The sequence below is a fragment of the Streptomyces sp. NPDC107559 genome (genome assembly GCF_055657365.1).
On record NZ_JBVKBD010000002.1, the window covers coordinates 509,632 to 534,334 of the forward strand.

Annotated in this window: 21 protein-coding genes; 15 read left to right on the top strand and 6 right to left on the bottom strand. The window is 71.1% G+C overall.

Annotated features, from left to right (window positions below; all coding sequences use genetic code 11):
• Window positions 1-18 precede the first annotated feature (18 nt).
• Complete coding sequence (locus ACZ7OY_RS08815) at window positions 19-2,427, bottom strand: MFS transporter (RefSeq protein WP_471910742.1); 2,409 nt, start codon at window positions 2,425-2,427, stop codon at window positions 19-21.
• Between the two features lie 164 nt (window positions 2,428-2,591).
• Window positions 2,592-3,035, bottom strand: coding sequence for an SRPBCC family protein (locus tag ACZ7OY_RS08820; RefSeq protein WP_152889584.1), 444 nt, complete (start codon window positions 3,033-3,035; stop codon window positions 2,592-2,594).
• Window positions 3,036-3,283: 248 nt separating this feature from the next.
• Here ACZ7OY_RS08820 and ACZ7OY_RS08825 point away from each other — a divergent pair, with 248 nt between their 5' ends.
• The 4 genes from ACZ7OY_RS08825 to ACZ7OY_RS08840 all read left to right on the top strand — a co-directional run bounded on the left by ACZ7OY_RS08825 (window position 3,284) and on the right by ACZ7OY_RS08840 (window position 6,307).
• Complete coding sequence (locus ACZ7OY_RS08825; RefSeq protein WP_471910743.1) at window positions 3,284-3,490, top strand: hypothetical protein; 207 nt, start codon at window positions 3,284-3,286, stop codon at window positions 3,488-3,490.
• 187 nt (window positions 3,491-3,677) lie between these two features.
• Window positions 3,678-5,255 carry an alpha/beta hydrolase gene (locus ACZ7OY_RS08830; protein ID WP_471910744.1) on the top strand — a complete coding sequence of 526 codons (1,578 nt, stop codon included), beginning with the start codon at window positions 3,678-3,680 and terminating at the stop codon, window positions 5,253-5,255.
• Between the two features lie 132 nt (window positions 5,256-5,387).
• Window positions 5,388-5,786: a RidA family protein gene (locus ACZ7OY_RS08835; RefSeq protein ID WP_471910745.1), complete on the top strand. Its 399-nt coding sequence runs from the start codon at window positions 5,388-5,390 to the stop codon at window positions 5,784-5,786.
• Window positions 5,787-5,806: 20 nt separating this feature from the next.
• The gene (locus tag ACZ7OY_RS08840; RefSeq protein WP_471911194.1) at window positions 5,807-6,307 is read left to right on the top strand and encodes a GNAT family N-acetyltransferase; all 501 of its coding nucleotides are present in this window, start codon (window positions 5,807-5,809) and stop codon (window positions 6,305-6,307) included.
• A gap of 107 nt (window positions 6,308-6,414) precedes the next feature.
• On the opposite strand, the gene ACZ7OY_RS08845 is transcribed toward ACZ7OY_RS08840, so the two are convergent.
• On the bottom strand, window positions 6,415-6,993 hold the full coding sequence (locus ACZ7OY_RS08845; RefSeq protein ID WP_471910746.1) for an adenylosuccinate lyase: 579 nt from the start codon (window positions 6,991-6,993) through the stop codon (window positions 6,415-6,417).
• A 419-nt stretch (window positions 6,994-7,412) separates the two neighbouring features.
• Between ACZ7OY_RS08845 and ACZ7OY_RS08850 the strand changes: the two genes are divergently transcribed.
• From ACZ7OY_RS08850 to pssA, 9 genes are all read left to right on the top strand, one after another.
• Complete coding sequence (locus ACZ7OY_RS08850; RefSeq protein WP_471910747.1) at window positions 7,413-9,218, top strand: 3-hydroxyacyl-CoA dehydrogenase family protein; 1,806 nt, start codon at window positions 7,413-7,415, stop codon at window positions 9,216-9,218.
• 142 nt (window positions 9,219-9,360) lie between these two features.
• The gene (locus ACZ7OY_RS08855; protein WP_471910748.1) at window positions 9,361-10,194 is read left to right on the top strand and encodes a TetR family transcriptional regulator; all 834 of its coding nucleotides are present in this window, start codon (window positions 9,361-9,363) and stop codon (window positions 10,192-10,194) included.
• Window positions 10,195-10,606: 412 nt separating this feature from the next.
• Window positions 10,607-11,950, top strand: a complete 1,344-nt coding sequence (gene ccrA, locus ACZ7OY_RS08860) for a crotonyl-CoA carboxylase/reductase (protein WP_471910749.1) — start codon at window positions 10,607-10,609, stop codon at window positions 11,948-11,950.
• Between the two features lie 9 nt (window positions 11,951-11,959).
• Window positions 11,960-13,987: a protein meaA gene (locus ACZ7OY_RS08865; protein WP_471910750.1), complete on the top strand. Its 2,028-nt coding sequence runs from the start codon at window positions 11,960-11,962 to the stop codon at window positions 13,985-13,987.
• Window positions 13,984-14,949, top strand: coding sequence for an HpcH/HpaI aldolase/citrate lyase family protein (locus ACZ7OY_RS08870; RefSeq protein ID WP_152889568.1), 966 nt, complete (start codon window positions 13,984-13,986; stop codon window positions 14,947-14,949). The genes ACZ7OY_RS08865 and ACZ7OY_RS08870 overlap by 4 nt, the downstream gene beginning before the upstream one ends.
• A gap of 5 nt (window positions 14,950-14,954) precedes the next feature.
• Entirely contained in the window at window positions 14,955-15,467 is a 513-nt protein-coding gene (locus tag ACZ7OY_RS08875; protein WP_152889566.1) for a MaoC family dehydratase, read from the top strand.
• A 2-nt stretch (window positions 15,468-15,469) separates the two neighbouring features.
• A complete protein-coding gene (locus ACZ7OY_RS08880) occupies window positions 15,470-16,675 on the top strand; it encodes an acyl-CoA dehydrogenase family protein (RefSeq protein ID WP_152889564.1) in 1,206 nt (401 codons plus the stop codon).
• Between the two features lie 170 nt (window positions 16,676-16,845).
• On the top strand, window positions 16,846-17,493 hold the full coding sequence (locus ACZ7OY_RS08885) for a phosphatidylserine decarboxylase (protein WP_351617628.1): 648 nt from the start codon (window positions 16,846-16,848) through the stop codon (window positions 17,491-17,493).
• A 22-nt stretch (window positions 17,494-17,515) separates the two neighbouring features.
• Window positions 17,516-18,334 (top strand): CDP-diacylglycerol--serine O-phosphatidyltransferase, encoded by an 819-nt coding sequence (pssA, locus tag ACZ7OY_RS08890; RefSeq protein ID WP_162468798.1) that lies wholly within the window; start codon window positions 17,516-17,518, stop codon window positions 18,332-18,334.
• 555 nt (window positions 18,335-18,889) lie between these two features.
• Here the strand turns inward: pssA and ACZ7OY_RS08895 are convergent.
• Entirely contained in the window at window positions 18,890-20,026 is a 1,137-nt protein-coding gene (locus tag ACZ7OY_RS08895; protein ID WP_471911195.1) for a glycerate kinase, read from the bottom strand.
• 196 nt (window positions 20,027-20,222) lie between these two features.
• Here ACZ7OY_RS08895 and ACZ7OY_RS08900 point away from each other — a divergent pair, with 196 nt between their 5' ends.
• Together ACZ7OY_RS08900 and ACZ7OY_RS08905 are read left to right on the top strand one after the other, a co-directional pair.
• Window positions 20,223-21,302 carry an ADP-ribosylglycohydrolase family protein gene (locus ACZ7OY_RS08900; RefSeq protein ID WP_471910751.1) on the top strand — a complete coding sequence of 360 codons (1,080 nt, stop codon included), beginning with the start codon at window positions 20,223-20,225 and terminating at the stop codon, window positions 21,300-21,302.
• 96 nt (window positions 21,303-21,398) lie between these two features.
• On the top strand, window positions 21,399-22,478 hold the full coding sequence (locus ACZ7OY_RS08905) for a hypothetical protein (RefSeq protein ID WP_471910752.1): 1,080 nt from the start codon (window positions 21,399-21,401) through the stop codon (window positions 22,476-22,478).
• A gap of 62 nt (window positions 22,479-22,540) precedes the next feature.
• Here the strand turns inward: ACZ7OY_RS08905 and ACZ7OY_RS08910 are convergent, their stop codons facing one another.
• Both ACZ7OY_RS08910 and ACZ7OY_RS08915 read right to left on the bottom strand, forming a co-directional pair.
• Window positions 22,541-23,566, bottom strand: a complete 1,026-nt coding sequence (locus ACZ7OY_RS08910; RefSeq protein ID WP_471910753.1) for a hypothetical protein — start codon at window positions 23,564-23,566, stop codon at window positions 22,541-22,543.
• Between the two features lie 227 nt (window positions 23,567-23,793).
• Entirely contained in the window at window positions 23,794-24,408 is a 615-nt protein-coding gene (locus tag ACZ7OY_RS08915) for a hypothetical protein (protein WP_471910754.1), read from the bottom strand.
• Window positions 24,409-24,703: the final 295 nt, after the last annotated feature.

A 24,703-nucleotide genomic window follows, 5' to 3' on the forward strand; every position in this document is an offset into this window, starting at 1 on the left:
GCCCCGCGCGACGCCGGGTCAGTCCTCGTGGCCGAGCTGGAGGTCGCGTTCGGTGCGCCCGCCGCCCGCCATGTGCAGCACGGTGGCGACGGGCGGATACCCGGCCGCGATCACGGTGTACTCGCCGGAGGACAGGTCGACGAACCGGAACGTTCCGTCGGGTCCGGTGGTGAGGGTGTCGACGACGTTGCCCGCCGCGTCGAGCAGGGTGACCCGCGCGTCCTCGACGACCCTGCCGCCGCCCGCCCGCACGGTGCCGCGCAGCACGGCGCCGCCCGCGAGCTCGACGTCCTGGCGGGTCTCGCGCGAGGCCTGGACGGTGACGGGCAGGGCGGCCGGACGGAAGGCGGGCGCGCTGGCGGCGAGGGTGTACTCGCCGGCCACCAGCTCGGTGATGACATAGCCGCCGTCGCGCCCGCTGCGGGTGGTGCCGACGACCTCGCCGTGGACGTTGGTGAGGGTGACCGCGGCGTCCCGGACGGGGGTGCCGTCCGCGGTCAGTACGGCGCCCGCGAGGCGTCCGGCGCCGCCGAGGAGGACGTCCAGCTCGACGGGACGCTCGCCGACGGTCACCTGGACGGCCTGCGGCTGGTGCCCGCCCGCGGCGGCGATCAGGACGTACGATCCGCTGCCCGGCGTGGACAGGGCGTACCGTCCGTCCTCGCCGCTGGCGCCCCGGCCGATCTGTGCGCCCAGGACGTCGATGAGGGTGAGGGCGGCCCGGGGGACGGCGGTGCCGTCGGGGTGCTGCACGGTGCCGCAGACGGGGATGCCCGCGGTGTGCGGCGAACGGGCGTGCGGGACGGCGGCGTTCGCCCGGGCGGACTCCGGTGCCGTGCCGTTCGCGGGGGTCTGAGGGGAGGCTGCGCTGGTCAACAGGGGGGTCTCCTTGAGGAAGCAGGCGATGAGCAGGCCGAGGACGAGCACCGGCACCAGGTACAGGAAGATCCGCGGCATGGCGTCGGCGTAGGCCCTGATGTAGGCGTCGCGCAGCGCCGGGGGCAGCGCGTGGACGAGCTGCGGGGTGAGGGACTGCGGGTCGGGCAGGCGGGCGCCCGCGCGTGCGGGCAGGCGCCGCGCGAGGGCGTCGGCGAGCCGGTCGGCGAAGAGGGTGCCGAAGACCGCCGCGCCGACGCTGCCGCCGATCTGCCGGAAGTAGTTGTTGGCGCTGGTGGCGGTGCCGAGGTCGGCGGGGCGCACGGAGTTCTGCACGGCGAGGACCAGCACCGGCATCACCATGCCGATGCCGGCGCCGAGGACGGCCATCCAGATGCTGTAGTGCAGCCGGGGCGTGTCGATCTCCAGCCGGGACAGCAGCCACATGCCGAGGGCGGAGAGCGCGCCGCCGAGGACGGGGAAGATCCGGTAGCGGCCGGTGCGGCTGATGAGCTGCCCGGAGACGATGGAGGCGACGACGATGCCGCCCATCATGGGCAGCATGAGCAGCCCGGACCCGGTGGCGCTCGCTCCGTCGACCATCTGGAGGAAGGTCGGCAGATAGCTCGCGGCGCCGAACAGGGCGACGCCGACGACCAGGCCGACCAGCGCGGTGACGTTGAAGACGGGGTCCCGCAACAGCCGCAGCGGCAGGAGAGGTTCGACGGCGTGGTGCTCGGTGAGCAGGAACAGGGCGGTGGCGACGGCCGCTCCGGCGCCGAGGCCGAGGATGACGCGCGAGCCCCAGGCGTACTCGGTGCCGCCCCAACTGGTCAGCAGGACCAGGCAGGTGGAGGCCGCGGCGAGCAGCAGGGCGCCGAGGACGTCGAAGCGCGCCCGGACGCCGGGCCTGGGCAGTTCGAGGACGACGGTGACGACGGCGAGCGTCAGCAGGCCGAAGGGGACGTTGACGTAGAAGCAGTACCGCCAGGAGAGGTGGTCGGTGAAGTAGCCGCCGAGCAGCGGGCCGGCCACCGAGGCCAGTCCGAAGGCGGCTCCGATCAGGCCCATGTAGCGGCCGCGCTGCCGGGGCGGCACGATGTCCGCGATGATCGCCTGTACGCCGATCATGAGTCCGCCGGCGCCGACGCCCTGCACGGCGCGGAAGGCGATCAGCTGGTCCATGCTCTGCGCGCGGCCGGCCAGCGCGGAGCCGATGACGAAGACGACGATCGCGAACTGGAAGACGCCCTTGCGGCCGAGGAGGTCGCCGAGCTTTCCGTAGACGGGGAGCCCGATCGTGGCGGTGAGCAGATAGGCGGTGATCGCCCAGGACATCCGGTCCAGGCCGTGCAGCTCGCCGACGATCTTCGGGAGCGCGGTCGCGACGATCATCTGCTCCAGGGCGGCCAGCAGCAGCGCGAGCATCAGCGCGCAGAAGATCAGGCGCACCCGGCGCGGGGCGGGTCCGGCGGCCGCTGCGGGGCCTGCGGCGGGGGTGTCCGGGGGCGCCGTCACCGGGCCGTCCTTCACCAGAGTGATCCCGCCCACGTGCCGCTCCCCTCGTCGCACCCGCTGCGCGATTGCCGCTTAAAGCGACAACTGCGGGCAAGTGCGACGAGTTACGGCGCGGCGGCAACCGTCCGAGGAGATCCACCCGAACCGGTGAGGCAGGCAACGCCTCCTCGGATCCGGCCCCTTGGCTCGCGGGAAGGCTACTTCTCCATCTCCGCGGCGAGGTTGGCGAGGATCGCGTCGTAGATCCGGCCGAGCCCCTTGGGCGCGAAGGTCTTCTCGAAGAAGCCGCCGATGCCGCCGGCGCCCTTCCAGGTGGTGGTCACGACGACACGGCAGGAGCCCTCGCCCGCCGGGGTGACCCGCCAGGTGGTGACCATGGAGGAGTTGCGGTCCCGCTCGACGAGTTCGCCGTCGGTCGGCTCGCTGACCTCCAGCAGGCAGTCGCGCACCCGCTTGCTGGTGGCCTGGAGCTTCCAGTGGACGAGGGTGCCCTCTCCGTCGCCGCCCTCGCGCACCTCGTACTCGCTGAAGTGTTCGGGCAGGAGCTTGCCGCGCGTGCCGCTGTAGTCGGCGAGGGCGTCGAACACGTTCTCCGCGTTCGCCGCGACGACCCGCTCCGTGGTGGCCTCGACCTGCGCCATTTACTTCCTCCAGCACCTGAGTTCTCGGGGTTGGAGCAAGCCAACCACCCCTGTCCCCGGCCGCCCAAATCGGGGTCCCGGAAGTGATCGCACGGTGCGCACGAGGCGATCGGGATTGACACTCGCACGATCAAGGGAACACATGTTCTAATCTGGGGGCGACGCCGCCGAGGAGGTGTCACCCGAGGGCCGGCTCACCGCCCGCCTCCGCGCACTTCTCGGTGGCCCGATTCGGCCGGAGAGGTTCGATGCTCAGCACACCGGACGCAGACAACGCCTGGAAAGGCATGGCGAGGGCGATCCCGAGCCTGGAACCGCCCCGCAGGGAAGCGGGGAAGGCAGCCTACGCCGCACTGCTCCAGGGCGAGGGCGGGCACCCCGGTCACGGCGCCGCGGCCGAGCAGTGGCTGCTGCTGCGCGACCGTACGAGCAGACGCCTGTCCGACGCCCTCTGACGTCTTCTGACGCTTCGTCTTCTGACGCTTCGTCCACTCCCCTGGCTCCAGGGCGTTCGAGGGCATCAGGCGGACCAATTGGGTCAATTATTGCGATAACGCGTTCTTCCGAGCGTATTTTCCGGGACGATGCGGCGTGGATCGTGAACCTCGCGGTCCGCCCTCCTCCGTCCTGGGAGCACTCCACATGAGAAAACGCGCAGCCGTGCTGTGCGGTGCCGCCGTCGTCATGGCCGGAACGCTCACAGCCGTGCCCGCCGACGCGAGCCCGTCGCCGACCGCGGGATCCGTCCACGCCGCCAAGGTCACCTGGAAGAAGTGCGGCACGACCGACTACCCGGCGCTCCAGTGCGCGTCCCTCAAAGTGCCGCTCGACCACGCGAATCCGCGGGGCCGCCAGATCTCGCTCGCACTGTCCCGGATCCCGCACACCGCGAAGAAGTACCAGGGCCCTCTGCTGGTCAACCCCGGCGGCCCGGGAGGCAGCGGGCTCACGCTCGCCGGGTTCGTCGCGAAGTCGCTGCCCAAGGCGGTGGCGGCGCAGTACGACGTGGTCGGGTTCGACCCGCGCGGGGTGGGCAAGAGCAAGCCCGCCCTCGACTGCAGGCCGGGTCACTTCAAACCGGTACGCCCGGACACGGTACCCGTCACCCCGGCCCTGGAGCGGGCCGACCTGAACCGCGCCAAGGCGTTCGCCGCCGCCTGCGGCAAGAAGTACGCGGATGTGCTGCCGTACATCGACACCGTCAGCGCCGTACGGGACATCGACTCCATCCGGCAGGCCCTGGGCGCCCGCAAGCTCAACTACTTCGGCTACTCGTACGGCACCTACCTCGGCGCCGTGTACGCCAGGCTCTTCCCGCAGCACGTGCGCCGCCTCGTCCTCGACTCCATCGTCGACCCCACCGGCGTCTGGTACGACGACAACCTCGGCCAGGACCACGCCTTCAACGACCGCCACCGGGCGCTGATGCGCTGGATCGCCAAGTACGACAGGACGTACAAGCTCGGCACCGACCCGGACAAGGTCGAGGCCAAGTGGTACGCGATGCGGGCGGCGCTGGCGAAGAAGCCGGCCGGCCGCAAGGTGGGGGCCTCCGAACTGGAGGACACCTTCATGCCCGGCGGCTACTACAACGGCTACTGGCCCTACCTCGCCGAGGCGTTCTCGGCGTACGTGGTGAAGCACGACCCCGAGCCGCTGGTCGAGGCGTACCAGAACTTCGCCGCCGTCGACGCCTCCGGCGACAACGGCTACAGCGTCTACACCTCGGTGCAGTGCCGGGACACCTCCTGGCCGCGCGACTGGGACCAGTGGCGCAAGGACACCTGGGAGGTCTTTGAACAGGCGCCGTTCATGACCTGGAACAACGCCTGGTACAACGCGCCGTGCGCGTTCTGGCCGACGCGCTCCCGGCAGCCGGTGAACATCGCCAACGGCCAGCTGCCGCCGGTCCTGCTGTTCCAGGCGACGGACGACGCGGCCACCCCCTACCAGGGCGGTGCGACGGTCCACCGTCTGCTGGCCCGCTCCAGCCTGGTGGTGGAGCAGGGCGGCGGGAACCACGGTGTCACGCTGAGCGGGAACACCTGCCTGGACAAGCACCTGGCGGCCTATCTGTCCGACGGCACGGTGCCGCGCGGCCACGGCGGGGCCGACGCGGTGTGCAAGACCCTGCCCGACCCGAAGCCGCTCACCTCGAAGGCGGCCTCCACCTCGGCGCGCGGCTCGGCCCTGCACGGCCTGCTCGGCTACCGCGGCTGACCGGCCGGTCCGGCCCGACCCCGGCCCGCCCGGACTGCCGCACACGGCGGACCGGGCGGGCCGAACCATGTGTCCCGGCTGGCCCGGGGGCCCGTCGACGGCGTTGTCGGTGGGATGGTCCACGATGGACGCATGAGTGAACCGACCAGGATCGCCGCCCCCGAGGGGATCGCCCCCGCGGCGCAGTACAGCCATGTCGTCACCGCCACCGGCCGGCTCGTCGCGGTCTCCGGCCAGGTCGCGCTCGACGAGGACGGCGCGCTCGTCGGCGCGGGCGACGCGGCGGCCCAGGCCCGCCAGATCTTCCAGAACCTGCGGCAGTGCCTGGCCGCGGCCGGAGCGACCTTCGACGACGTCGTCAAACTCACCTACTTCGTCACGGACATGGCGCAGATGCCCGCGATCCGCGCGGCCCGCGCCGAGCACATACCCGACGACCGGCTCCCGGCCGCCTCGGCCGTGCAGGTGACCGCGCTGGTGCGGCCGGAGTTCCTGATGGAGATCGAGGCGTTCGCCGTGGTGGGCGCGTGAGCGCGCTCGTCGTCCGGGCCATGGAGCTCGCCGACTGCGACCGGGTCTCCGAGATCCGCGTCCGGGGCTGGCAGAGCGCGTACCGGGGCCTCATGCCGCAGGCCTACCTCGACGGCCTCAGCGTGGCCGCGGACGCCGAGCGGCGCCGCACCTGGTTCACCCAGGGGGACGGCCGGGTGGGGAACCTGGTCGCCGAGCGGGGCGGCGAGCTCGTCGGCTGGGCGGCGCACGGACCGTACCGGGACGGCGAAGTGCGCACCGAGGACGCCGAGTTGTACGCGATCTACGTCCACCCGGGGCACTACGGCGGCGGTGTCGGCCGGGCGCTGCTGGCCGAGTCGGTCCGGCTGCGCGCGGCCGCCGGGCATCCCCGCATGCTCCTGTGGGTGCTGAAGGAGAACGCCGGCGCCCGGCGCTTCTACGAGCGGGCGGGTTTCCGCGCGGACGGCGCCGAGGAACCGTTCGAGGCGGGCGGGATGGAGGTCCCCGAGGTGCGCTACAGCAGGAAACTGACGGACTGACGGCCGCGGATCCACGCGGCGCCACACCTGGCGGGCCCGCGCGGCAACGGGCCCGCGCGGCAGCGGGCCCGCCAGGCGCGTGAAGTGACGGGGCCGGGCCGAAGGCCTCACCCACCGTGCGGGATCCGCGCCAGTGCGCGCACCGCCGACTCCGCCAGCGCCGGGCGGGCGAGGGCCTCGTCGAGCACGGGCCGGGCGCGGGTGTCGCCCAGCGTCCCGAGCCCGTCCACGCAGGCGAGGGCCACCCGGCGGTACGGGTCGTGCGGGGAGCGCAGCCGGCGGCTCAGCACGGTGATCAGGGCGGGTACGGACTCGGGCGCGTCCAGTTCGACGAGCAGCCGGACCGGGTGCAGGGCGTAGGCCACGCGCAGTTCGTTGGTGGCGAGGGCGGCCGCCGCGCGGGCGGTACGGGGGTCGCCGAGCCGGGCCAGCGCGTGGGCGGCCGAGACACAGCGCTCGGGGTCGCGGTGGTTGAGCAGCAGGACGAGCGTCTCGAAGGCGCGCCGGTCACCGGCCAACCCCAGCCGGAACGCGGCCAGTTCCCTGGCCCACAGGGGCTGCCCGGGGGCGGTGAGCACCTCCGCGAGCGCGTCGTGATCCCCGGTAGCCGCCAGCCGTTCACAGCCGGCCGCTCCGCCCGGCTCCTGCCGTATGCGCTCCGTGAGTGATCGCAACTCTTCGTCCATGAGGCCGAGACTAGGACAGGTCCCGGGCGGGCCGTGCGGCTCCCGAGGGGGCAGGTCACAAAATCGGGGGCTGGCGCGCTCGTTACTCACGGGTTAAGCTCAGACGAGCGAGTCACCCACTCGCGTTTCTCCTCGTACCGGCCTGGTGACGCAGCCGGTTCGAGTGTGGTCGGTTCGGTGCCTCGTGTACCGCTGTACGACCCGGCTCCGGGACAGGGCCGGTCGGTTTCCGCCGTTCGCTGCACGGGCGTGTGCGCGCCCTCCCCGCTCCCGGTCCTGTCCGGGCGGAGATCCCCAGCATCGGCACCGGGCGTGTGCGCATGCAGCCCGCCAACACCCGCACTCCTCGCACCCCGTGCGCCTCTCGCGGCGCACCCGGGCGCGCTCCCAGTCGTCACCCTCTCTCCAGGAGTCCCGCGATGGCCACTCCCCTGTCCGACACCTCTCTGTCCCCCCTGAAGACCATTGCCGTCGTCGGCCTCGGCACCATGGGCACCGGCATCACCGAAGTCCTGGCCAAGGCCGGCCGTGAGGTCATCGGTATCGACGTCAGCGAGTCCCAGGCCGCGCTGGCCGTCGCGGCCCTGGAGTCCTCGACCGCACGCGCCGTGCAGCGCGGCCGGCTGACCGAGCAGGAGCGCACGGAGGTCCTCGCCCGGGTCCGCACCTCCGCCGACCTGCGGGCCGCCGCCGACGCCGACCTGGTCATCGAGGTGGTTCCGGAGTCGTACGAGATCAAGCACCAGGTGCTGCGCGAGCTGGACGGCATCGTGCGCCCCGAGACCATCCTGGCCACCGGCACCAACGCGCTGTCGGTGACCCGGCTGGCCGCCGACTCGGCCCGCCCCGAGCGCGTGCTCGGCCTGCACTTCTTCAACCCGGCCCCGGCGATGAAGCTGGTCGAGGTCGTCTCCTCGGTGCTGACCGCGCCGCAGGCGGTCGCCGCCGTCACGGACCTGGCGGCCGACCTCGGCAAGGAGCCGGTCGCGGTCGGCGACCGGCCCGGGTTCCTCGCGGACGGGCTGCTGTTCGGCTACCTCAACCAGGCGGCCGCGATGTACGAGGCGAAGTACGCCTCCCGCGAGGACATCGACGCGGCGATGCGGCTGGGCTGCGGACTGCCCATGGGCCCGCTGGCCCTGCTCGACCTGATCGGCATCGACACCGCGCGCACGGTCCTGGACGCCATGTACACCGAGTCCCGCGACCGGCTGCACGCCCCCGCCCCGATCCTCAAGCAGCTGAGCGAGGCCGGCCTGACGGGCCGCAAGTCGGGCCGCGGCTTCTACACCTACGACGCCCCCGGCAGCGCCACGGTCGTGCGGGACGCGCTGACGCCGCTGGAGGGTGCCGAGCTCACGCCCGGCCGCCAGGTGCGCTCCGTCGGCGTGGCCGGTTCCGGGACGATGGCCTCCGGTATCGCCGAGGTCTTCGCGAAGGCCGGTTACGCGGTCGTGCTGGCCGCCCGCAGCGAGGAGAAGGCGCAGGCCGCCAAGGCCCGGATCGGCAAGTCGCTGGCGCGCTCCGTCGACAAGGGCCGGATGAGCGCCGAGGCCGCCGCGGAGACCCTGGACCTGATCACCGCGGCGGGCTCCTACGACGCCTTCGCGGACGTCGACCTGGCCGTCGAGGCCGTCGCCGAGGACCTGGAGGTCAAGCGGCAGCTGTTCGCGACGCTGGACAAGGTCTGCAAGCCGGGCGTGGTGCTGGCCACCACCACGTCCTCGCTGCCGGTCGTCGCGTGCGCACGGGCGACCACGCGTCCGCAGGACGTGATCGGCATGCACTTCTTCAACCCGGCCCCGGCGATGAAGCTGGTCGAGGTCGTCCGTACGGTCCTGACCTCGGACGACGTCCACGCGACGGTCCGCGAGGTCTGCGTCCGGATCAAGAAGCACGCCGTCGACTGCGGCGACCGGGCCGGCTTCATCGTGAACGCGCTGCTCTTCCCGTACCTGAACAACGCGATCAAGATGGTGCAGGAGCACTACGCGTCCCTGGACGACATCGACGCGGCGATGAAGCTGGGCGGCGGCTACCCGATGGGTCCCTTCGAGCTCCTGGACGTCGTCGGCCTGGACGTCTCGCTGGCCATCGAGAAGGTCCTGCACCGCGAGTTCCGCGACCCGGGCCTGGCCCCGGCACCCCTCCTGGAGCACCTGGTGGCCGCGGGCTGCCTCGGCCGCAAGACGGGCCGGGGATTCCGCGAATATGCCCGCCGCTGAGCGTCCCGGCGACTGGTTCCGGTCGGGCACGGACTGGGGCGGACTGCTCGATCCGGGTGGATTCGGGCGGTCCGGCCGGCCCGACCCTCCCCCGCCCCTCCGGGGCGGGGGAAACCCCGGACCTGCGCACCGAGCTGCGCACATGCAGTACGTTCGGGGCATGCCCCAGCCCGCCAAGTCCTCACGTACACCAGCCGCGCCCGACGTACCGGAGAGCGCCGCGGGCAGTCGCGCGGCCGCGCAGCGGCTGAAAATGCGCCGCGAACTGGCGGCCGCCGCGATGGAGCTGTTCGCGACCAAGGGGTACGAGGCGACCACGGTCGACGAGATCGCGGCCGCGGCCGGGGTCGCCCGCCGCACCTTCTTCCGTCACTTCCGCTCCAAGGAAGAGGCGATCTTCCCGGATCACGACGACACCCTGGTGCGGGCCGAGGCAGTGCTCAACGCGGCGCCCGCGCACGAGCACCCGCTCGACACCGTGTGCCGGGGCATCAAGGAGGTCATGCGGATGTACGCGGCCCGGCCGGAGATCTCGGTCGCCCGCTACACGCTGACCCGTGAGGTGCCCACCCTGCGGGAGGCGGAGATCGCCTCGGTGGCCCGCTACGAGCGGCTGTTCACCCGCTATCTGCTGGGCCACTTCGACGAGCACGCGCACGACGACGACGCCAACGACGACCCGCTGCTCGCCGAGGTCGCCGCGTCCGCCGTGGTCACCGCCCACAACCACGTCCTGCGGCGCTGGCTGCGGGCCGGCGGCCAGGGCGATGTCGAGGCCCAGCTCGACCACGCCTTCGCCATCGTGCGCAAGACGTTCGGTTCGGGGATCGGCGCGGGCCGCGGGACGGCCCCCAAGCCCGCCGCGGCCCCGGTGGCGGTCTCCCACCAGGGCGAGGTCCTGGTGACGGTCGCACGCACCGACGCCCCGCTGGACGAGGTCATGCGGACCATCGAGGAGGCGCTCCGCGAGCGCTGACGACCCGACCCGCCCATGTGACGACGGCCACCCTCCCGGGTGGCCGTTTTGGCATGTCAGGGCGCCTTTTCCACCAGATTTCAGAGCCCGTTCGATCGATCATCGCTCATTTGTTACGTAAAGATTTCATCTGAGAGGAAGTTCTGGCACCCCGTGCCTTGCACGGTGACACGGAGTGCCATACGTTGAAGTGGTCCGGGCGGCCGGCGTGCAGAGACCATGCGCACGCCGGCTGTCCCCGCAACCACCTGGTCGCGCGCCCGGACGCCTGCGTCACAGGCAACCTCCCGCGCCACAAAGCGCTGCCGAAGCTCCACCCCCGCCGAACCGACGGCACTCCTCACACCCTCAGCAGCACCGCCGCAACCCTCAGCGCCCCTCCCTCAGGGCGCTCACCGCCGGAGGCAACACCGTGACCGTTAAGGACATCCTGGACGCGATCCAGTCGCCCGAATCGACGTCGGCCGACTTCGCCGCTCTCGAGCTGCCGGAGTCGTACCGCGCGATGACCGTGCACAAGGACGAGACGGAGATGTTCGCGGGCATGCAGACCCGCGAGAAGGACCCGCGCAAGTCGCTGCACCTCGACGAGGTGCCGCTGCCGGAGCTGGGCCCGGGCGAGGCCCTGGTGGCCGTGATGGCCTCCTCGGTCAACTACAACTCCGTGTGGACCTCGATCTTCGAGCCGCTCTCGACGTTCGGGTTCCTGGAGCGCTACGGCAAGCTCTCCGAGCTCACCAAGCGCCACGACCTGCCGTACCACATCATCGGCTCCGACCTCGCGGGCGTCGTCCTGCGCACCGGCCCCGGCGTGAACGCCTGGAAGCCGGGCGACGAGGTCGTCGCGCACTGTCTGTCGGTCGAGCTGGAGTCCTCGGACGGCCACAACGACACGATGCTCGACCCCGAGCAGCGCATCTGGGGCTTCGAGACCAACTTCGGCGGCCTCGCCGAGATCGCGCTCGTCAAGTCCAACCAGCTCATGCCCAAGCCCGGCCACCTCAGCTGGGAGGAGGCCGCCGCCCCGGGCCTGGTGAACTCCACCGCCTACCGGCAGCTGGTCTCCCGCAACGGCGCCGGCATGAAGCAGGGCGACAACGTCCTCATCTGGGGCGCGAGCGGCGGGCTCGGCTCGTACGCGACGCAGTTCGCGCTGGCCGGCGGCGCCAACCCGATCTGTGTCGTCTCCAGCCCCGAGAAGGCCGACATCTGCCGCTCCATGGGCGCCGAGAACGTCATCGACCGCAACGCCGAGGGCTACCGGTTCTGGAAGGACGAGCAGACCCAGGACCCGAAGGAGTGGAAGCGCTTCGGCAAGCGCATCCGCGAGCTGACCGGCGGCGAGGACATCGACATCGTCTTCGAGCACCCCGGCCGCGAGACCTTCGGCGCGTCCGTCTTCGTCACCCGCAAGGGCGGCACCATCACCACCTGCGCCTCGACCTCGGGCTACATGCACGAGTACGACAACCGCTACCTGTGGATGTCGCTGAAGCGGATCATCGGCTCGCACTTCGCCAACTACCGCGAGGCGTGGGAGGCCAACCGCCTCATCGCCAAGGGCAAGATCCACCCGACGCTGTCCAAGGTCTACTCCCTGGAGGACACCGGGCAGGCCGCCTACGACGTGCACCGCAACCTCCACCAGGGCAAGGTCGGCGTGCTCTGCCTGGCGCCCGAGGAAGGCCTCGGCGTGCGCGACGAGGAACTGCGCGCCCAGCACATCGACGCCATCAACCGCTTCCGGAACATCTGAGGTCCACCCATGAGCGAGCGTCAGAAGGACCGGCCGTGGTTGATGCGGACCTACGCCGGTCACTCCACGGCCGAGGCGTCCAACGAGCTGTACCGGCGCAACCTCGCCAAGGGCCAGACCGGCCTGTCGGTGGCGTTCGACCTGCCGACGCAGACCGGCTACGACTCCGACCACATCCTCGCCCGCGGCGAGGTCGGCCGGGTCGGCGTGCCGGTCGCGCACCTCGGTGACATGCGCCGGCTGTTCCAGGACATCCCCCTGGAGCAGATGAACACCTCGATGACGATCAACGCCACCGCCATGTGGCTGCTGGCGCTCTATCAGGTCGTCGCCGAGGAGCAGGGCGCGGACGTCACCAAGCTCCAGGGGACGACGCAGAACGACATCGTCAAGGAGTACCTGTCGCGGGGCACCCATGTGTTCCCGCCGGGGCCGTCGCTGCGGCTGACGACGGACATGATCTGCTACACGGTCAACCACATCCCCAAGTGGAACCCGATCAACATCTGCAGCTACCACCTGCAGGAGGCGGGGGCCACTCCGGTCCAGGAGATCGCGTACGCGATGTCCACCGCGATCGCCGTGCTGGACGCGGTGTTCGCGTCCGGCCAGATCCCGGAGGACCGCAAGGGCGATGTCGTCGCCCGTATCTCCTTCTTCGTGAACGCGGGCGTCCGCTTCGTCGAGGAGATGTGCAAGATGCGGGCGTTCGGCCGCATCTGGGACCAGATCACCCGGGACCGGTACGGCATCGCGGACGCCAAGCAGCGCCGCTTCCGCTACGGCGTCCAGGTCAACTCCCTCGGCCTGACCGAGGCGCAGCCGGAGAACAACGTCCAACGGATCGTGCTGGAGATGCTGGCCGTGACGCTCTCCAAGGACGCCCGCGCGCGTGCCGTGCAGCTGCCGGCCTGGAACGAGGCCCTCGGCCTGCCCCGCCCCTGGGACCAGCAGTGGTCGCTGCGCATCCAGCAGGTGCTGGCGCACGAGAGCGACCTGCTGGAGTACGAGGACATCTTCGCGGGCTCGCACGTGATCGAGGCGAAGGTCGCCCAGCTCGTCGAGGACTCCCTCGCCGAGATCGACCGGATCCAGGAGATGGGCGGCGCGATGGCCGCCGTCGAGTCCGGCTACCTCAAGTCGCAGCTGGTCTCCTCGCACGCCGAGCGCCGGGCCCGGATCGAGTCCGGCCAGGAGAAGATCGTCGGCGTCAACATCTTCGAGACGACCGAGCCCAACCCGCTGACCGCCGACCTGGACACGGCGATCCAGACGGTGGACCCGGCGGTCGAGGCACGGGTCGTCGAGTCGCTCGGGCAGTGGCGCGACACCCGCTACCAGCCGCCCTTCAACCACCCCCGGCCCTGCAAGGCGCTGGAGCGCCTCAAGGAGGCCGCCAAGGGCACCGGCAACCTCATGGAGGCCACCCTGGAGTGTGCCCGCGCCGGGGTCACCACCGGCGAGTGGGCGGGGGCGCTGCGCGAGGTGTTCGGGGAGTTCCGTGCCCCGACCGGTGTCTCCTCGGCGCCGGTGGCCGTCCCCGCCGAGGCGGGCTCGCCCATGGCGGAGGTCCGCCGCAAGGTGGACGCCACCGCCCGGGAGCTGGGCAGCGGAAGGCTCCGCTTCCTGGTCGGCAAGCCGGGCCTGGACGGGCACTCCAACGGGGCCGAGCAGATCGCCGTGCGGGCCCGCGACGCCGGGTTCGAGGTGGTCTACCAGGGCATCCGGCTGACCCCCGAACAGATCGTGGACGCCGCCCTCGCCGAGGACGTGCACGCGGTCGGCCTGTCCATCCTCTCCGGCTCGCACGCCCAGCTCGTCCCGGACGTGCTGGACCGGCTGCGCGAGGCCGGCGCGGCCGACATCCCGGTGATCGCGGGCGGGATCATCCCGAACGCCGACGCCGAGCAGCTCAGGGCCGCCGGAGTGGCCGCGGTCTTCACCCCGAAGGACTTCGACATCACCGGGATCATCGGCCGTATCGTCGACGAGATCCGGAAAGCGAACAAGCTCGACCCCCTGGAGGTCCCCGCATGACCACGCCCGTCAACCGTCTGCGTCCGCGACGCTCCTGCCTCGCGGTACCGGGGAGCAACCCGCGCTTCCTGGAGAAGGCGCAGGGCCTGCCGGCCGACCAGGTCTTCCTGGACCTGGAGGACGCGTGCGCGCCGCTCGCCAAGCCCGAGGCGCGGCACACCATCGTCAAGTTCCTCAACGAGGGCGACTGGACCGGCAAGACGCGGGTCGTGCGCGTCAACGACTGGACGACCGAGTGGACGTACCGCGATGTCGTCACGGTCGTCGAGGGCGCGGGCCAGAACCTCGACTGCATCATGCTGCCGAAGGTCCAGACGGCCCAGCAGGTGGTGGCGCTGGATCTGCTGCTGACGCAGATCGAGAAGACGATGGGCTTCGAGGTCGGCAAGATCGGCATCGAGGCGCAGATCGAGAACGCCCAGGGCCTGAACAACGTCAACGAGATCGCCACCGCGTCCCAGCGCGTGGAGACGATCATCTTCGGCCCGGCCGACTTCATGGCGTCGATCAACATGAAGTCGCTGGTCGTGGGTGAGCAGCCGCCCGGCTACCCGGCGGACGCCTACCACTACATCCTGATGAAGATCCTGATGGCCGCCCGCGCCAACAACCTCCAGGCGATCGACGGCCCCTACCTCCAGATCCGCAACGTCGAGGGCTACCGCGAGGTCGCCGGCCGGGCCGCGGCCCTCGGCTTCGACGGCAAGTGGGTGCTGCACCCGGGCCAGGTCGAGGCGTCGAACGAGATCTTCTCGCCGTCGCAGGAGGACTTCGACCACGCCGAGCTGATCCTGGACGCGTACGACTACTACACGTCCGAGGCCGGCGGCAAGAAGGGCTCGGCGATGCTCGGCGACGAGATGATCGACGAGGCCAGCCGCAAGATGGCCCTGGTCATCTCCGGCAAGGGCCGCGCCGCCGGTATGCAGCGCACCACCAAGTTCGAGATCCCGGAGGCCTGAGCGCGATGCAGTTCGGACGGACCTACGAGGAGTTCGAGGTCGGGGCGACGTACAAGCACTGGCCCGGAAAGACGGTCACGGAGTACGACGACCACCTGTTCTGTCTCCTCACGATGAACCACCACCCGCTCCACATGGACACCAACTATGCGGAGAACACGACGGACTTCGGCAAGAACGTCGTCGTGGGCAACTACATCTACTCGCTGCTGCTCGGCATGTCCGTCCCGGACGTCTCGGGCAAGGCGATCGCCAACCTGGAGATCGAGTCGCTCAAGCACGTGGCGCCGACCTTCCACGGCGACACCATCTACGGCGAGACCACGGTCCTCGACAAGACGCCCTCCCGGTCCAAGTCGGACCGCGGCATCGTCCACGTGGAGACCAAGGGCTACAAGCAGGACGGCACGCTCGTGTGCGTGTTCCGCCGCAAGGTGATGGTGCCGACCGAGACGTACATCAAGGAGCGCGGCGGCGAGCAGCCCGGGCGCCCGGAGCTCAAGCAGCAGGAGAAGTAGAGATGGCGCGACTCGCCCAGACCGCCGGTCTGACCGACATCCAGCAGGAGATCCTCTCCACCGTCCGCGACTTCGTGGACAAGGAGATCATCCCGGTCGCCACCGAGCTGGAGCACCGCGACGAGTACCCGCAGCAGATCGTCGACGGCCTGAAGGAGCTGGGCCTCTTCGGCCTGATGATCCCCGAGGAGTACGGCGGCCTGGGCGAGTCCCTCCTCACCTACGCCCTGTGCGTCGAGGAGATCGCCCGCGGCTGGATGTCGGTGTCCGGCATCATCAACACGCACTTCATCGTGGCGTACATGCTCAAGCAGCACGGCACGCAGGAGCAGAAGGACCACTTCCTGCCGCGCATGGCGGCCGGCGACATCCGCGGCGCCTTCTCGATGTCGGAGCCGGCCCTCGGCTCGGACGTCTCGGCGATCTCGTCGAAGGCGGTGAAGGACGGCGACGAGTACGTCCTGAACGGCCAGAAGATGTGGCTGACCAACGGTGGCACGTCGTCCCTCGTGGCCGTCCTGGTGCGAAGTGACGAAGGACACCCCGAGGGCACGGCCCCCCACAAGTCGATGACGACGTTCCTCGTGGAGAAGGAGCCCGGCTTCGGCGAGGTCCGTCCCGGTCTGACCATCCCCGGGAAGATCGACAAGATGGGGTACAAGGGGGTCGACACCACCGAGCTGATCATGGATGACCTGCGGATCTCCGCGGATCGCGTGCTCGGCGGGGTCACCGGGCGAGGTTTTTACCAAATGATGGACGGTGTGGAGGTCGGCCGCGTCAACGTGGCGGCGCGTGGCTGTGGCGTCGCCCAGCGTGCTTTCGAACTCGGTGTCCAGTACGCCCAGCAACGTCATACTTTCGGCAAGGCGATCGCCCAGCACCAGGCCATCCAGTTCAAGCTCGCCGAGATGGCTACCAAGGTCGAGGCCGCCCATGCCATGATGGTGAACGCAGCACGCAAAAAGGACTCCGGGGAGCGAAACGACCTCGAGGCAGGGATGGCGAAGTACCTCGCCTCCGAGTACTGCAAGGAGGTCGTCGAGGACGCCTTCCGGATCCACGGCGGCTACGGCTTCTCCAAGGAGTACGAGATCGAGCGCCTCTACCGTGAGGCCCCGATGCTGCTGATCGGCGAAGGTACCGCCGAGATCCAGAAAATGATCATTGGGCGCAGATTGCTCGAAGAGTACCGAATCCAGGGCTGATTGTCCGGCTACGGGGTGTTTTCTTCGAGAAGAAGATCACACCCCGTCAACGGTCTCCAGCCGTCGACTAAGGTTCCCGACTTACCCAGTTGCGGCTCTTAGCCGCTACGATCGCCGGAAAGCCGCCGTCCCCTGTTATAGCGCGGCATCATCCGTTACGAAGGTCATCCATGCCCCACAGCCAATCCTCTGCACCTCGCGGCCGGGTCCGCCTCGCGCGCGGAGCATCGCCGTGGCTTCTCCCGACCGTCGCCACCGCCGCCCTCAGCCTGGCCCGCGCGCGCCGTTCCGGTGCCGCCAAGGCCGTCGCCGTGCCCGCCACCGCGCTCGCCGCGGGCATGCTGTGGTTCTTCCGTGACCCCGAGCGCGAGATCACGCAGGGCCGGGTCATCTCGCCCGCCGACGGTGTGGTGCAGAGCATCATGCCGTGGAAGGACGGCCGGACCCGCGTCGCGATCTTCATGAGCCCGCTCAACGTCCACGTGAACCGTGCGCCGCTGGCCGGCACCGTGACGTCGGTCGAGCACATCCCCGGCGGGTTCGTTCCGGCGTTCAACAAGGAGAGCGAGAACAACGAGCGCGTAGTCTGGCATTTCGACACCGAACTCGGTGACATCGAGATGATCCAGATCGCCGGCGCCGTCGCCCGCCGCATCGTGCCGTACGTGCCCCAGGGCACGAAGGTCGAGCAGGGTGACCGCATCGGTCTGATCCGCTTCGGCTCGCGTGTCGACATCTACCTGCCCGAGGGCGTGGAGGTCGCGGTCGAGGTCGGTCAGAAGACCGTGGCTGGGGTGACTCGCATTGACCGTGATTGATCCGGAGACCCAGGCAGGCTGGGTGCCCGAGGCCGACGAGGTGGACGACGAGGAGGAGATGCCTCTTTCTCTCCGCCTGTCGATAGCGGACACGCTCACGCTCGGCAACGCCACGTGCGGCTTCATGGCGGTGTACTTCACCACCACCGGCATCCTGATCCCGCACCTCACCGGCAGCCAGGAATCCGGCATGGCCCGCCACAGCGCGGCCACCGCCGTCATCCTGATGCTGTGCGCGGCGGTCTTCGACCTCTTCGACGGCCTGGTGGCGAGGAAGCTGCGCTCCTCCCCGATGGGCGCGGAGCTGGACAACCTCTCCGACCTGATCAGCTTCGGCCTGGCGCCGGCCTACTTCGTCCTCGTCTACGGCATGGTCGCGGACGACGCGTACCAGCGTGTGGCGGCGGTGGGCGCGATCGTGGTGCTGCTGGCGGTCGTCCTGCGGCTCGCCAGGTTCTCCTGCGTGACGGTCAAGAACGGCATGTTCCAGGGCATGCCGAGCCCCTTCGGCGCGCTGACGGTCGTCTCGATCGTCCTGCTGGAGCTCCCCTTCGTCGCCACGCTGCTGGCGATCCTGGGCACCGCCTGGCTGATGGTCAGCCGGGTCGAGTACCCGAAGCCGCGCGGCCGGCTCGCCGGAGCTGTGCTCGTCTGGATCGTGCTGAGCATGGGCCTGCTGGCGGCCTGGGCCTTCGACGCCCCCGGCGGCCAGATGCTGCTCCAGACGGGCTGCGCGCTCCAGCTGGTCATGGGCGCGGTCATCCCGCTGTTCGCCACGGCCCGCCGGGTGAACAACTTCCGCGACAACCGGCGCGAGGCGCGGGCGGCGCAGCTGCCGTAACGGCGGCGGCGCGCGGAACGACGTACGACGGGGAAGGGCTCCGGACCGAGAGGTCCGGGGCCCTTCCGGCGTTCCCGGACACCCCGGCCGGCGGGCCGCTGCCCTCGCGAGCGCCGCCGCCCCCCTGGCAGATGTCCGGGAAACGCCCGAAAGACGAAACGACATACCGGAACCGGACGCGATGGGAGGGGGCTGAGCCCACGAGCGGGGTACGAAGGCCGGCACCCTCAGGGGCCGGGGGCGGGCGGACTGGAGACAGGCGGACTGGAAGCAGGCGGGCCGGAGGCAGGCGGGCCGGAGTCCGGCAGAACGGAGGGCGGCACCCGCAGGGGCCCGGGGGCGGGCGGACTGGAGGCAGGCGGACCGGAGGCAGGCGGGCCGGAGACAGGCGGGCCGGAGACAGGCAGAACGGAGGGCGGCACCCGCAGGGGCCCGGGGGCGGTCTGGGGACAGGCAACCCGGAGGGGCCCGGGCGGGCGGCCAAGGGGCGGGCAGACCGGAGGGCGACACCCGGAGGGCCCGGAGGCGGGCCGGAGGCGGGTGGACCCGGGCCTGTCAGGCCAGGAAGTCCCGTGCGATCGCCGCCGCGACCCGCTCCAGGATCGGTCCCGCCTCGGCGATGCAGGTCGCCACGTCCGGCTCGGCGTCCGTGAGCGGGTACGCCCGCCGGATCCCGGCCCGGCCGAGCGCCTCGGGCGGCAGCGCGAGCCGGCCGCACACGGCGACGACCTCCTTGCCCGCCGCGCGGGCGGCCGCCGCGACACCGGCCGGCGCCTTGCCGTGCAGGGTCTGCTCGTCGAGCGAACCCTCACCGGTGATCACCAGGTCGGCCCGCTCCAGCGCGGGCGCGAAGCCGAGGACGTCGAGCATCACCTCGATGCCGGGCCGGAAGCGCGCGCCGAGCAGCAGCGCGCCGTAGCCGACACCGCCCGCGGCCCCCGCCCCGGGCGCCACCGCGTGCTCGGCGGCACGCACGCCGACCGCCTCCTCCAGCACCTTCGCGTAGTGGGCCAGGGCGGCGTCGAGCGCCTCCACGTCGTCCGGCGAGGCCCCCTTCTGCGGACCGTAGACCGCGGGCGCGCCCTTCGGGCCGGTGAGCGGGTTGTCGACGTCGCTGGCGAGCACCAGCTCGACCGAGTCCAGCCGCGGGTCCAGACCCGACAGGTCCGCCCGCGCCAGGCCGTCCAGCCCACCGCCGCCGGGCGGCACCGGCTCACCCTCCTCGTCCAGGAAGCGCGCTCCGAGCGCGGACAGCATCCCGGCGCCCCCGTCGGTGGTGGCGCTCCCGCCGACCCCGAACACGATCGTCCGCGCTCCCGCGTCCAGCGCGCCGCGCAGCAGCTCCCCGGAGCCGTACGTCGATGCCGTGAGCGGGGCGAGGACACCCGCAGGCAGTCGTTGCAGCCCGCTGGCCTCCGCCATCTCCACGACCGCGGTGTCGCCGCGCAGCGCGAACGCGGCCGTCACCTCCTGCCCGAGAGGGCCGGCGACCCGGATCTCCCGCCGCTCGAACCCGGCGGCGACCGCCGCGTCCACGGTGCCGTCGCCGCCGTCGGCCACCGGCAGTGCCTCGACCCGGAGGTCCGGCACGACCCGGCGCAGCCCGGCCGTCACCCGCTCGGCGACCTCCACGGCCGTCAGCGACCCCTTGAACTTGTCCGCGGCGACAAGCACCCGCCGGATGCTGTCCACGCCTGCGTCCGCCACGTCGAACTCCCCTTGCTCTCCGGGCCCGTGCACGTCGGGCCAGTCGCGCCGTTGCGACCTTAACCGGAGCGCACGCCCGCCGTCATGCCCCGCCCGAACCCTGGGAATCTCCTGGCAGACCGCTGTGCCGGGCGCCGCACGCGGCCGAGCGGCCGTCCCCGGAATCGGGTAGACCGAAGCCATGACCTCTGTGGGCAACGGGCCTCGGTTCGCCGACCGCGTCCTCGGCGGCTGGCTGGGCCGGATCGCGGGCAACATGCTCGGCAAGCCGGTCGAGCAGGGCGACCTGTGGACGCGGGACCGTATCGACGGCTATCTGCGGCGGGCCGACGCCCTGCCGCTCACCGACTACCTCCCCGAGCCGGCGAGCGAGGACGACGCGGCGCGGCTGCGTCCCGAGTGGCGCAGTTGTGTCCGCGGGCGGGTGGACGGCAGCTGCCGCGACGACGACGTCGACTACGCGATCCTCGGCCTCGACCTGCTGGAGACCCACGGCTTCGGCTTCACCACCGAGCAGGTCGGCGATCTCTGGCTGCTGCGGCTGCCGTACCGCCAGACGTTCACCGCCGAGCGGGTCGCGTACCGCAACCTCGCGAACGGCCTCAAGCCGCCGCTGACGGCGACGTACGACAACCCGTACCAGGAGTGGATCGGTGCGCTGATCCGTGCCGACATCCACGGCTGGACCTGCCCGGGCGCCCCGCAGCGCGCGGCCGCGCTGGCGCGCCGGGACGCGGTGCTGTCGCACACCGGCAACGGGGTGTACGGGGCGATGTGGGCGGCGGCCCTGATCGCGGCGGCGTTCACGGCGCCCACCGTGCGGCACGCCGTGGACACCGCGCTGACGGTGATCCCGGCGAGCAGCCGGCTGGCCCGTACCGTGCGCCGGGTCGCCTCGCTGCACGAGACCCGGCTGGGCTGGGAGGACACCCTCGCCACGCTGTCCGAGGAGACCGCGGGCCTCGGCTGGATCCACACCGTCCCGAACGCCGCCGTCCTGACCGCCGGGCTGCTGTACGGGGAGGGCGACTTCACCCGGACCATCGCGCTGACCGTGCGCGGCGGCCTGGACACCGACTCCAACGGCGCGACGGCGGGCTCGGTGGCCGGTGTGCTGACCGGGGCGGACGCCATCCCCGCCCGGTGGAAGGACCCGCTGCGCGACACGGTCCGCAGCGCGGTCTTCGGCTTCGACGGCGCCAGGATCACCGACCTCGCGGCCCGCACGGTCCGGCTGACCGAAACGTCCCCGCCCACCTGACCGTCCACAGGGGGAACCCGCAACCCCGTCATGCACCCGTGATCCGCACGTCTTGATCCGATGACGCGGGACGGGCCTCGGGCCTAAGGTGGGCCGGTGATCTTCAAGAGGAAGCGGAAGGCTTCGAACCTCGCCGCCACGGTGTCCGAGCTGGAGGAGGCCGTCGCCGCTCGTGACGGCGACCGCACCGGGCGCGCCTTCAGCGCCGTGATCAACGATGTGCAGTCCGCGTCGAACGCCGAACGCGTCCTGGCAGGGCCCCGGTTGGCGGCGCTGCTCCCCGCCTTCCCGCCCACCGGCCCGCGGCCGATGCTGGCGACGGCGGCCGGCTACTGCGTCGAGCACGGGGCCGATCCTGCGGCCTGCGCCGAGCCGATCCTCGACGGCGTCCACCTGGACCTGCTCGACGCCCTGGAGTTCGCCCGCCGTTGGACCGCCACCGGCGCAGCCGACGACGAACTGCCTGAGCCGGACGAGGAGATCGTCGACGACGCGCTGCCGGCCCGCCTGGACTGCGACGAGTACAAGGCCACGCGGCTGGCGCTGGCCTGGTGTTCGGTCGAGAAGTGGCAGCCGCCCGCCCTGGCCGTGCTGTGCCGCAGTGCCGAGGTGCGCCGACGGCACGCGGCCGCGCTCCTCCCCGCCTGCCGCGACCTCGCGGCCCTGGAGCGGCACGACCTCAAGTGCCTGGCCCATGCGCTGGCGGTGCTGGACGACGAACCCCTCGTGGTGCTGCACAGGCCCACCGGGACCGGATTCGAGGTGCGCATCGGCGGCATCGGGGACAACTTCCAGCTGCACACGCTGCTCGCCCACGTCCTCGTCGGCGGCGGCCACATACCCGGCGATGCGCCGTCGGCGGAGAGCGTCCGCCTGGCCACGGACCCGGAGCCGGCCAAGGGACGCACCCAGGTCGTCGCGACCGGAACCTTCGAACTCCTCGCCCCGGACGGCGGACGGATCTGGAACGAGGGGCTGCCCGACGACATCCCCGTGGTGGAGGGACGCCGTCTGCTCGTGCTCGACGAGCCGATGTACCGACGCAGTTGGAACGCCGACCGGTTCTTCCCGCATCTGCCGGGAACGGCCGAGCTGACCCGTGTCCTGCCCCCGGGCGAGACGCAGACCTGGTTCGCCCGCACGTCGCCCGGCGACGGGAACAGCCGGTCCTCCTGACCGGGTGGGGTCTGTGAGCGCGGCTCGGTGATCCCTGCCGGGCCTCGCTCACAGACCCTCGACTACGCCGCGTCCTCGGAAAAGGTGTCCTCGGAAAGGGCGTCCTCGGAAAAGGCGTCCCCGGAAAAGGCGTCCCCGCCCATCATCGCGGCGCCGAACCCGCCCAGGAGCTCGTCGACGTCCAGCTCGGTGGCGCCGGCCGGGGCCGTGGGCGTCGGGCCGTCGATCATCCGCATCACCAGACCCAGCTTCTTCACCTTCGCGTTCTCGGCCAGCTTGGCGAGGTCGACGGAGACCTCGGTCAGCTCGCCGTTCTTGAGGGTGAAGTCGGCCGCGACCTTGGCGTTCGGGGCGTCCTTGAGGTCCTTGTCCGTGGGCAGCTCCGTGCCCATCGGCAAGTCCTTCGCGAACGGACGGATCGCGCCGAGGAGCTTGCTGATCAGCGTACGGAACGGAGCGGTGGCGATGACGTGCTCGGCACCGTCCTTGCCGTCGACGGTCTTGAAGTCGACCTCGCGGGCGATCGTCCCGCGCAGTGCCTCCAGCAGTTGCTTCTGCGTCTTGGCATCGAGGGTGGGCTCCGGCGCGGGCTTCGCACCCGGCGCCGCTCCCAGCTCGGCGGTGCTCTTCTGGATCTCCTTGGTGTTGATCTTCACCCACTCGCCCTGGAGCACCTTCTTGAGCCCGTTCGCCTCCGGCGGCAGGTCCTTCGCCGACGGTGCGGGAAAGCCCATCGCCTTGCCGAGGGCGTTCACGTCGGAGCGGATGTAGGTGTAGTCGCCGACGACCCGGTACTCGGTGAGGACGCCGTCCTTGTTGCTGATCTTCAGTGCCGTGCCGACGTAGTCCTTCTCCCCGGACTCCGCGATCGGCTTCTTCGACTGCACGGTGACACTGACCTTCGCGCCACTGAACATCTCGGCGACGTCGTCGGGCATCTCCTCCCCGGGCTCCGGGTCCGACGAGGCGTCCAGCGCCTTCAGGCTCTGCGCGTCGGTGTCGAGATCGAACTCGAAGGAGATCGCCTTCTTCTCGGAGAGCTTCTCGAAGGCGTTGTCGAGCTTCTTCCCGGCGGAGAGCTGCTCCACGGTGCCGCAGGCGGCCGAGCCTGCCAGGACGGCACCGGCAACTGCGGTGGCAGTCAGGGTCTTGCGTATGGCGATGATGATGGTCTCCTCGTCAGCGCGATCACAACGTGATCGCCGAACGGAGACTCACGACACCGCAAAAGGGTTGTACCGCTCGAAGGCTCATCCGATTGCCCGGTCCGGGGCCCCAACCTCCGGACCGGGCAACCGGGATCACCGCTCCCGGCTCAGCCCGCCCAGCGGGGGTTGAGCGCGATGGTCTGGAGCTGGTCGAGGGTGAGCGGAGGCTCCGGCCGGGTGACGGCTCCGCCCTCGGTGGCGGCGTTGACCTCCTGGATGACGACCCGGCGGCCGTCGGGGTGGAGGGTGTCGACCATCCAGACCACGGCGGAACCGCCCTTCTCGGAAGCCCGCTTGACCCGCTTGAGCAGGGTGCCGTCGGCCAGGACCAGTGCCTGGCATTCGATGTACTCGCGCTCGCAGCCCATGTGCCCGCCGAGGACGTCGCCCATGTCGGGCTGGGCGTTCACGCCGATCATGCTCTTGCCGTGGCCGTCGTCCCAGACCAGTTGGGCGTAGCCGTCCTGGCTGAACTCGTCGGAGATCTTCCCGCCCTTGGGCAGCAGGGACTTCAGCACCCTGGCCATCCGGTGGGCGGGCAGCGTCTCCCCCGCACCGGAGAGCGTGGTGGACGAGACCGATCGGGCGGGCTTGCCGCTGACGGCCTGTGACCCGGCGGCGGAGGCCTGGGCTGCCGCGCCGAGTCCGAGGCCCAGCGCGAGGCCGGCGGTGATGGCTGCGATACGGCGGACGCGACGGCGTCCGGACGTGTTGGCGTGCATGTGGGTGTTCCTCGTTCCGAGTCGGTGGGCACCGTCGCACGGGACTGCCGGACGCGCCGTCGAGGGTGCGCTCGGACATGGGTGTCCCCGGGGACGGGTGGGTGGTGTGGATGCCGCTGCGGTGAATCTGCCGGCCGGTGGGGCCGTACTGCTCGGGGCGACACCAAGAGCATCGTCGGCGGCAGCGGCGAGTGGCAACCGCCGATGTCCGATCCGCAACAGTGGAACCGTCTCAGGGCTGTTGACGTGCAGAGATATGGGTGGCCTGGGATGCCGTTCCGGAATGGAGCGGCCT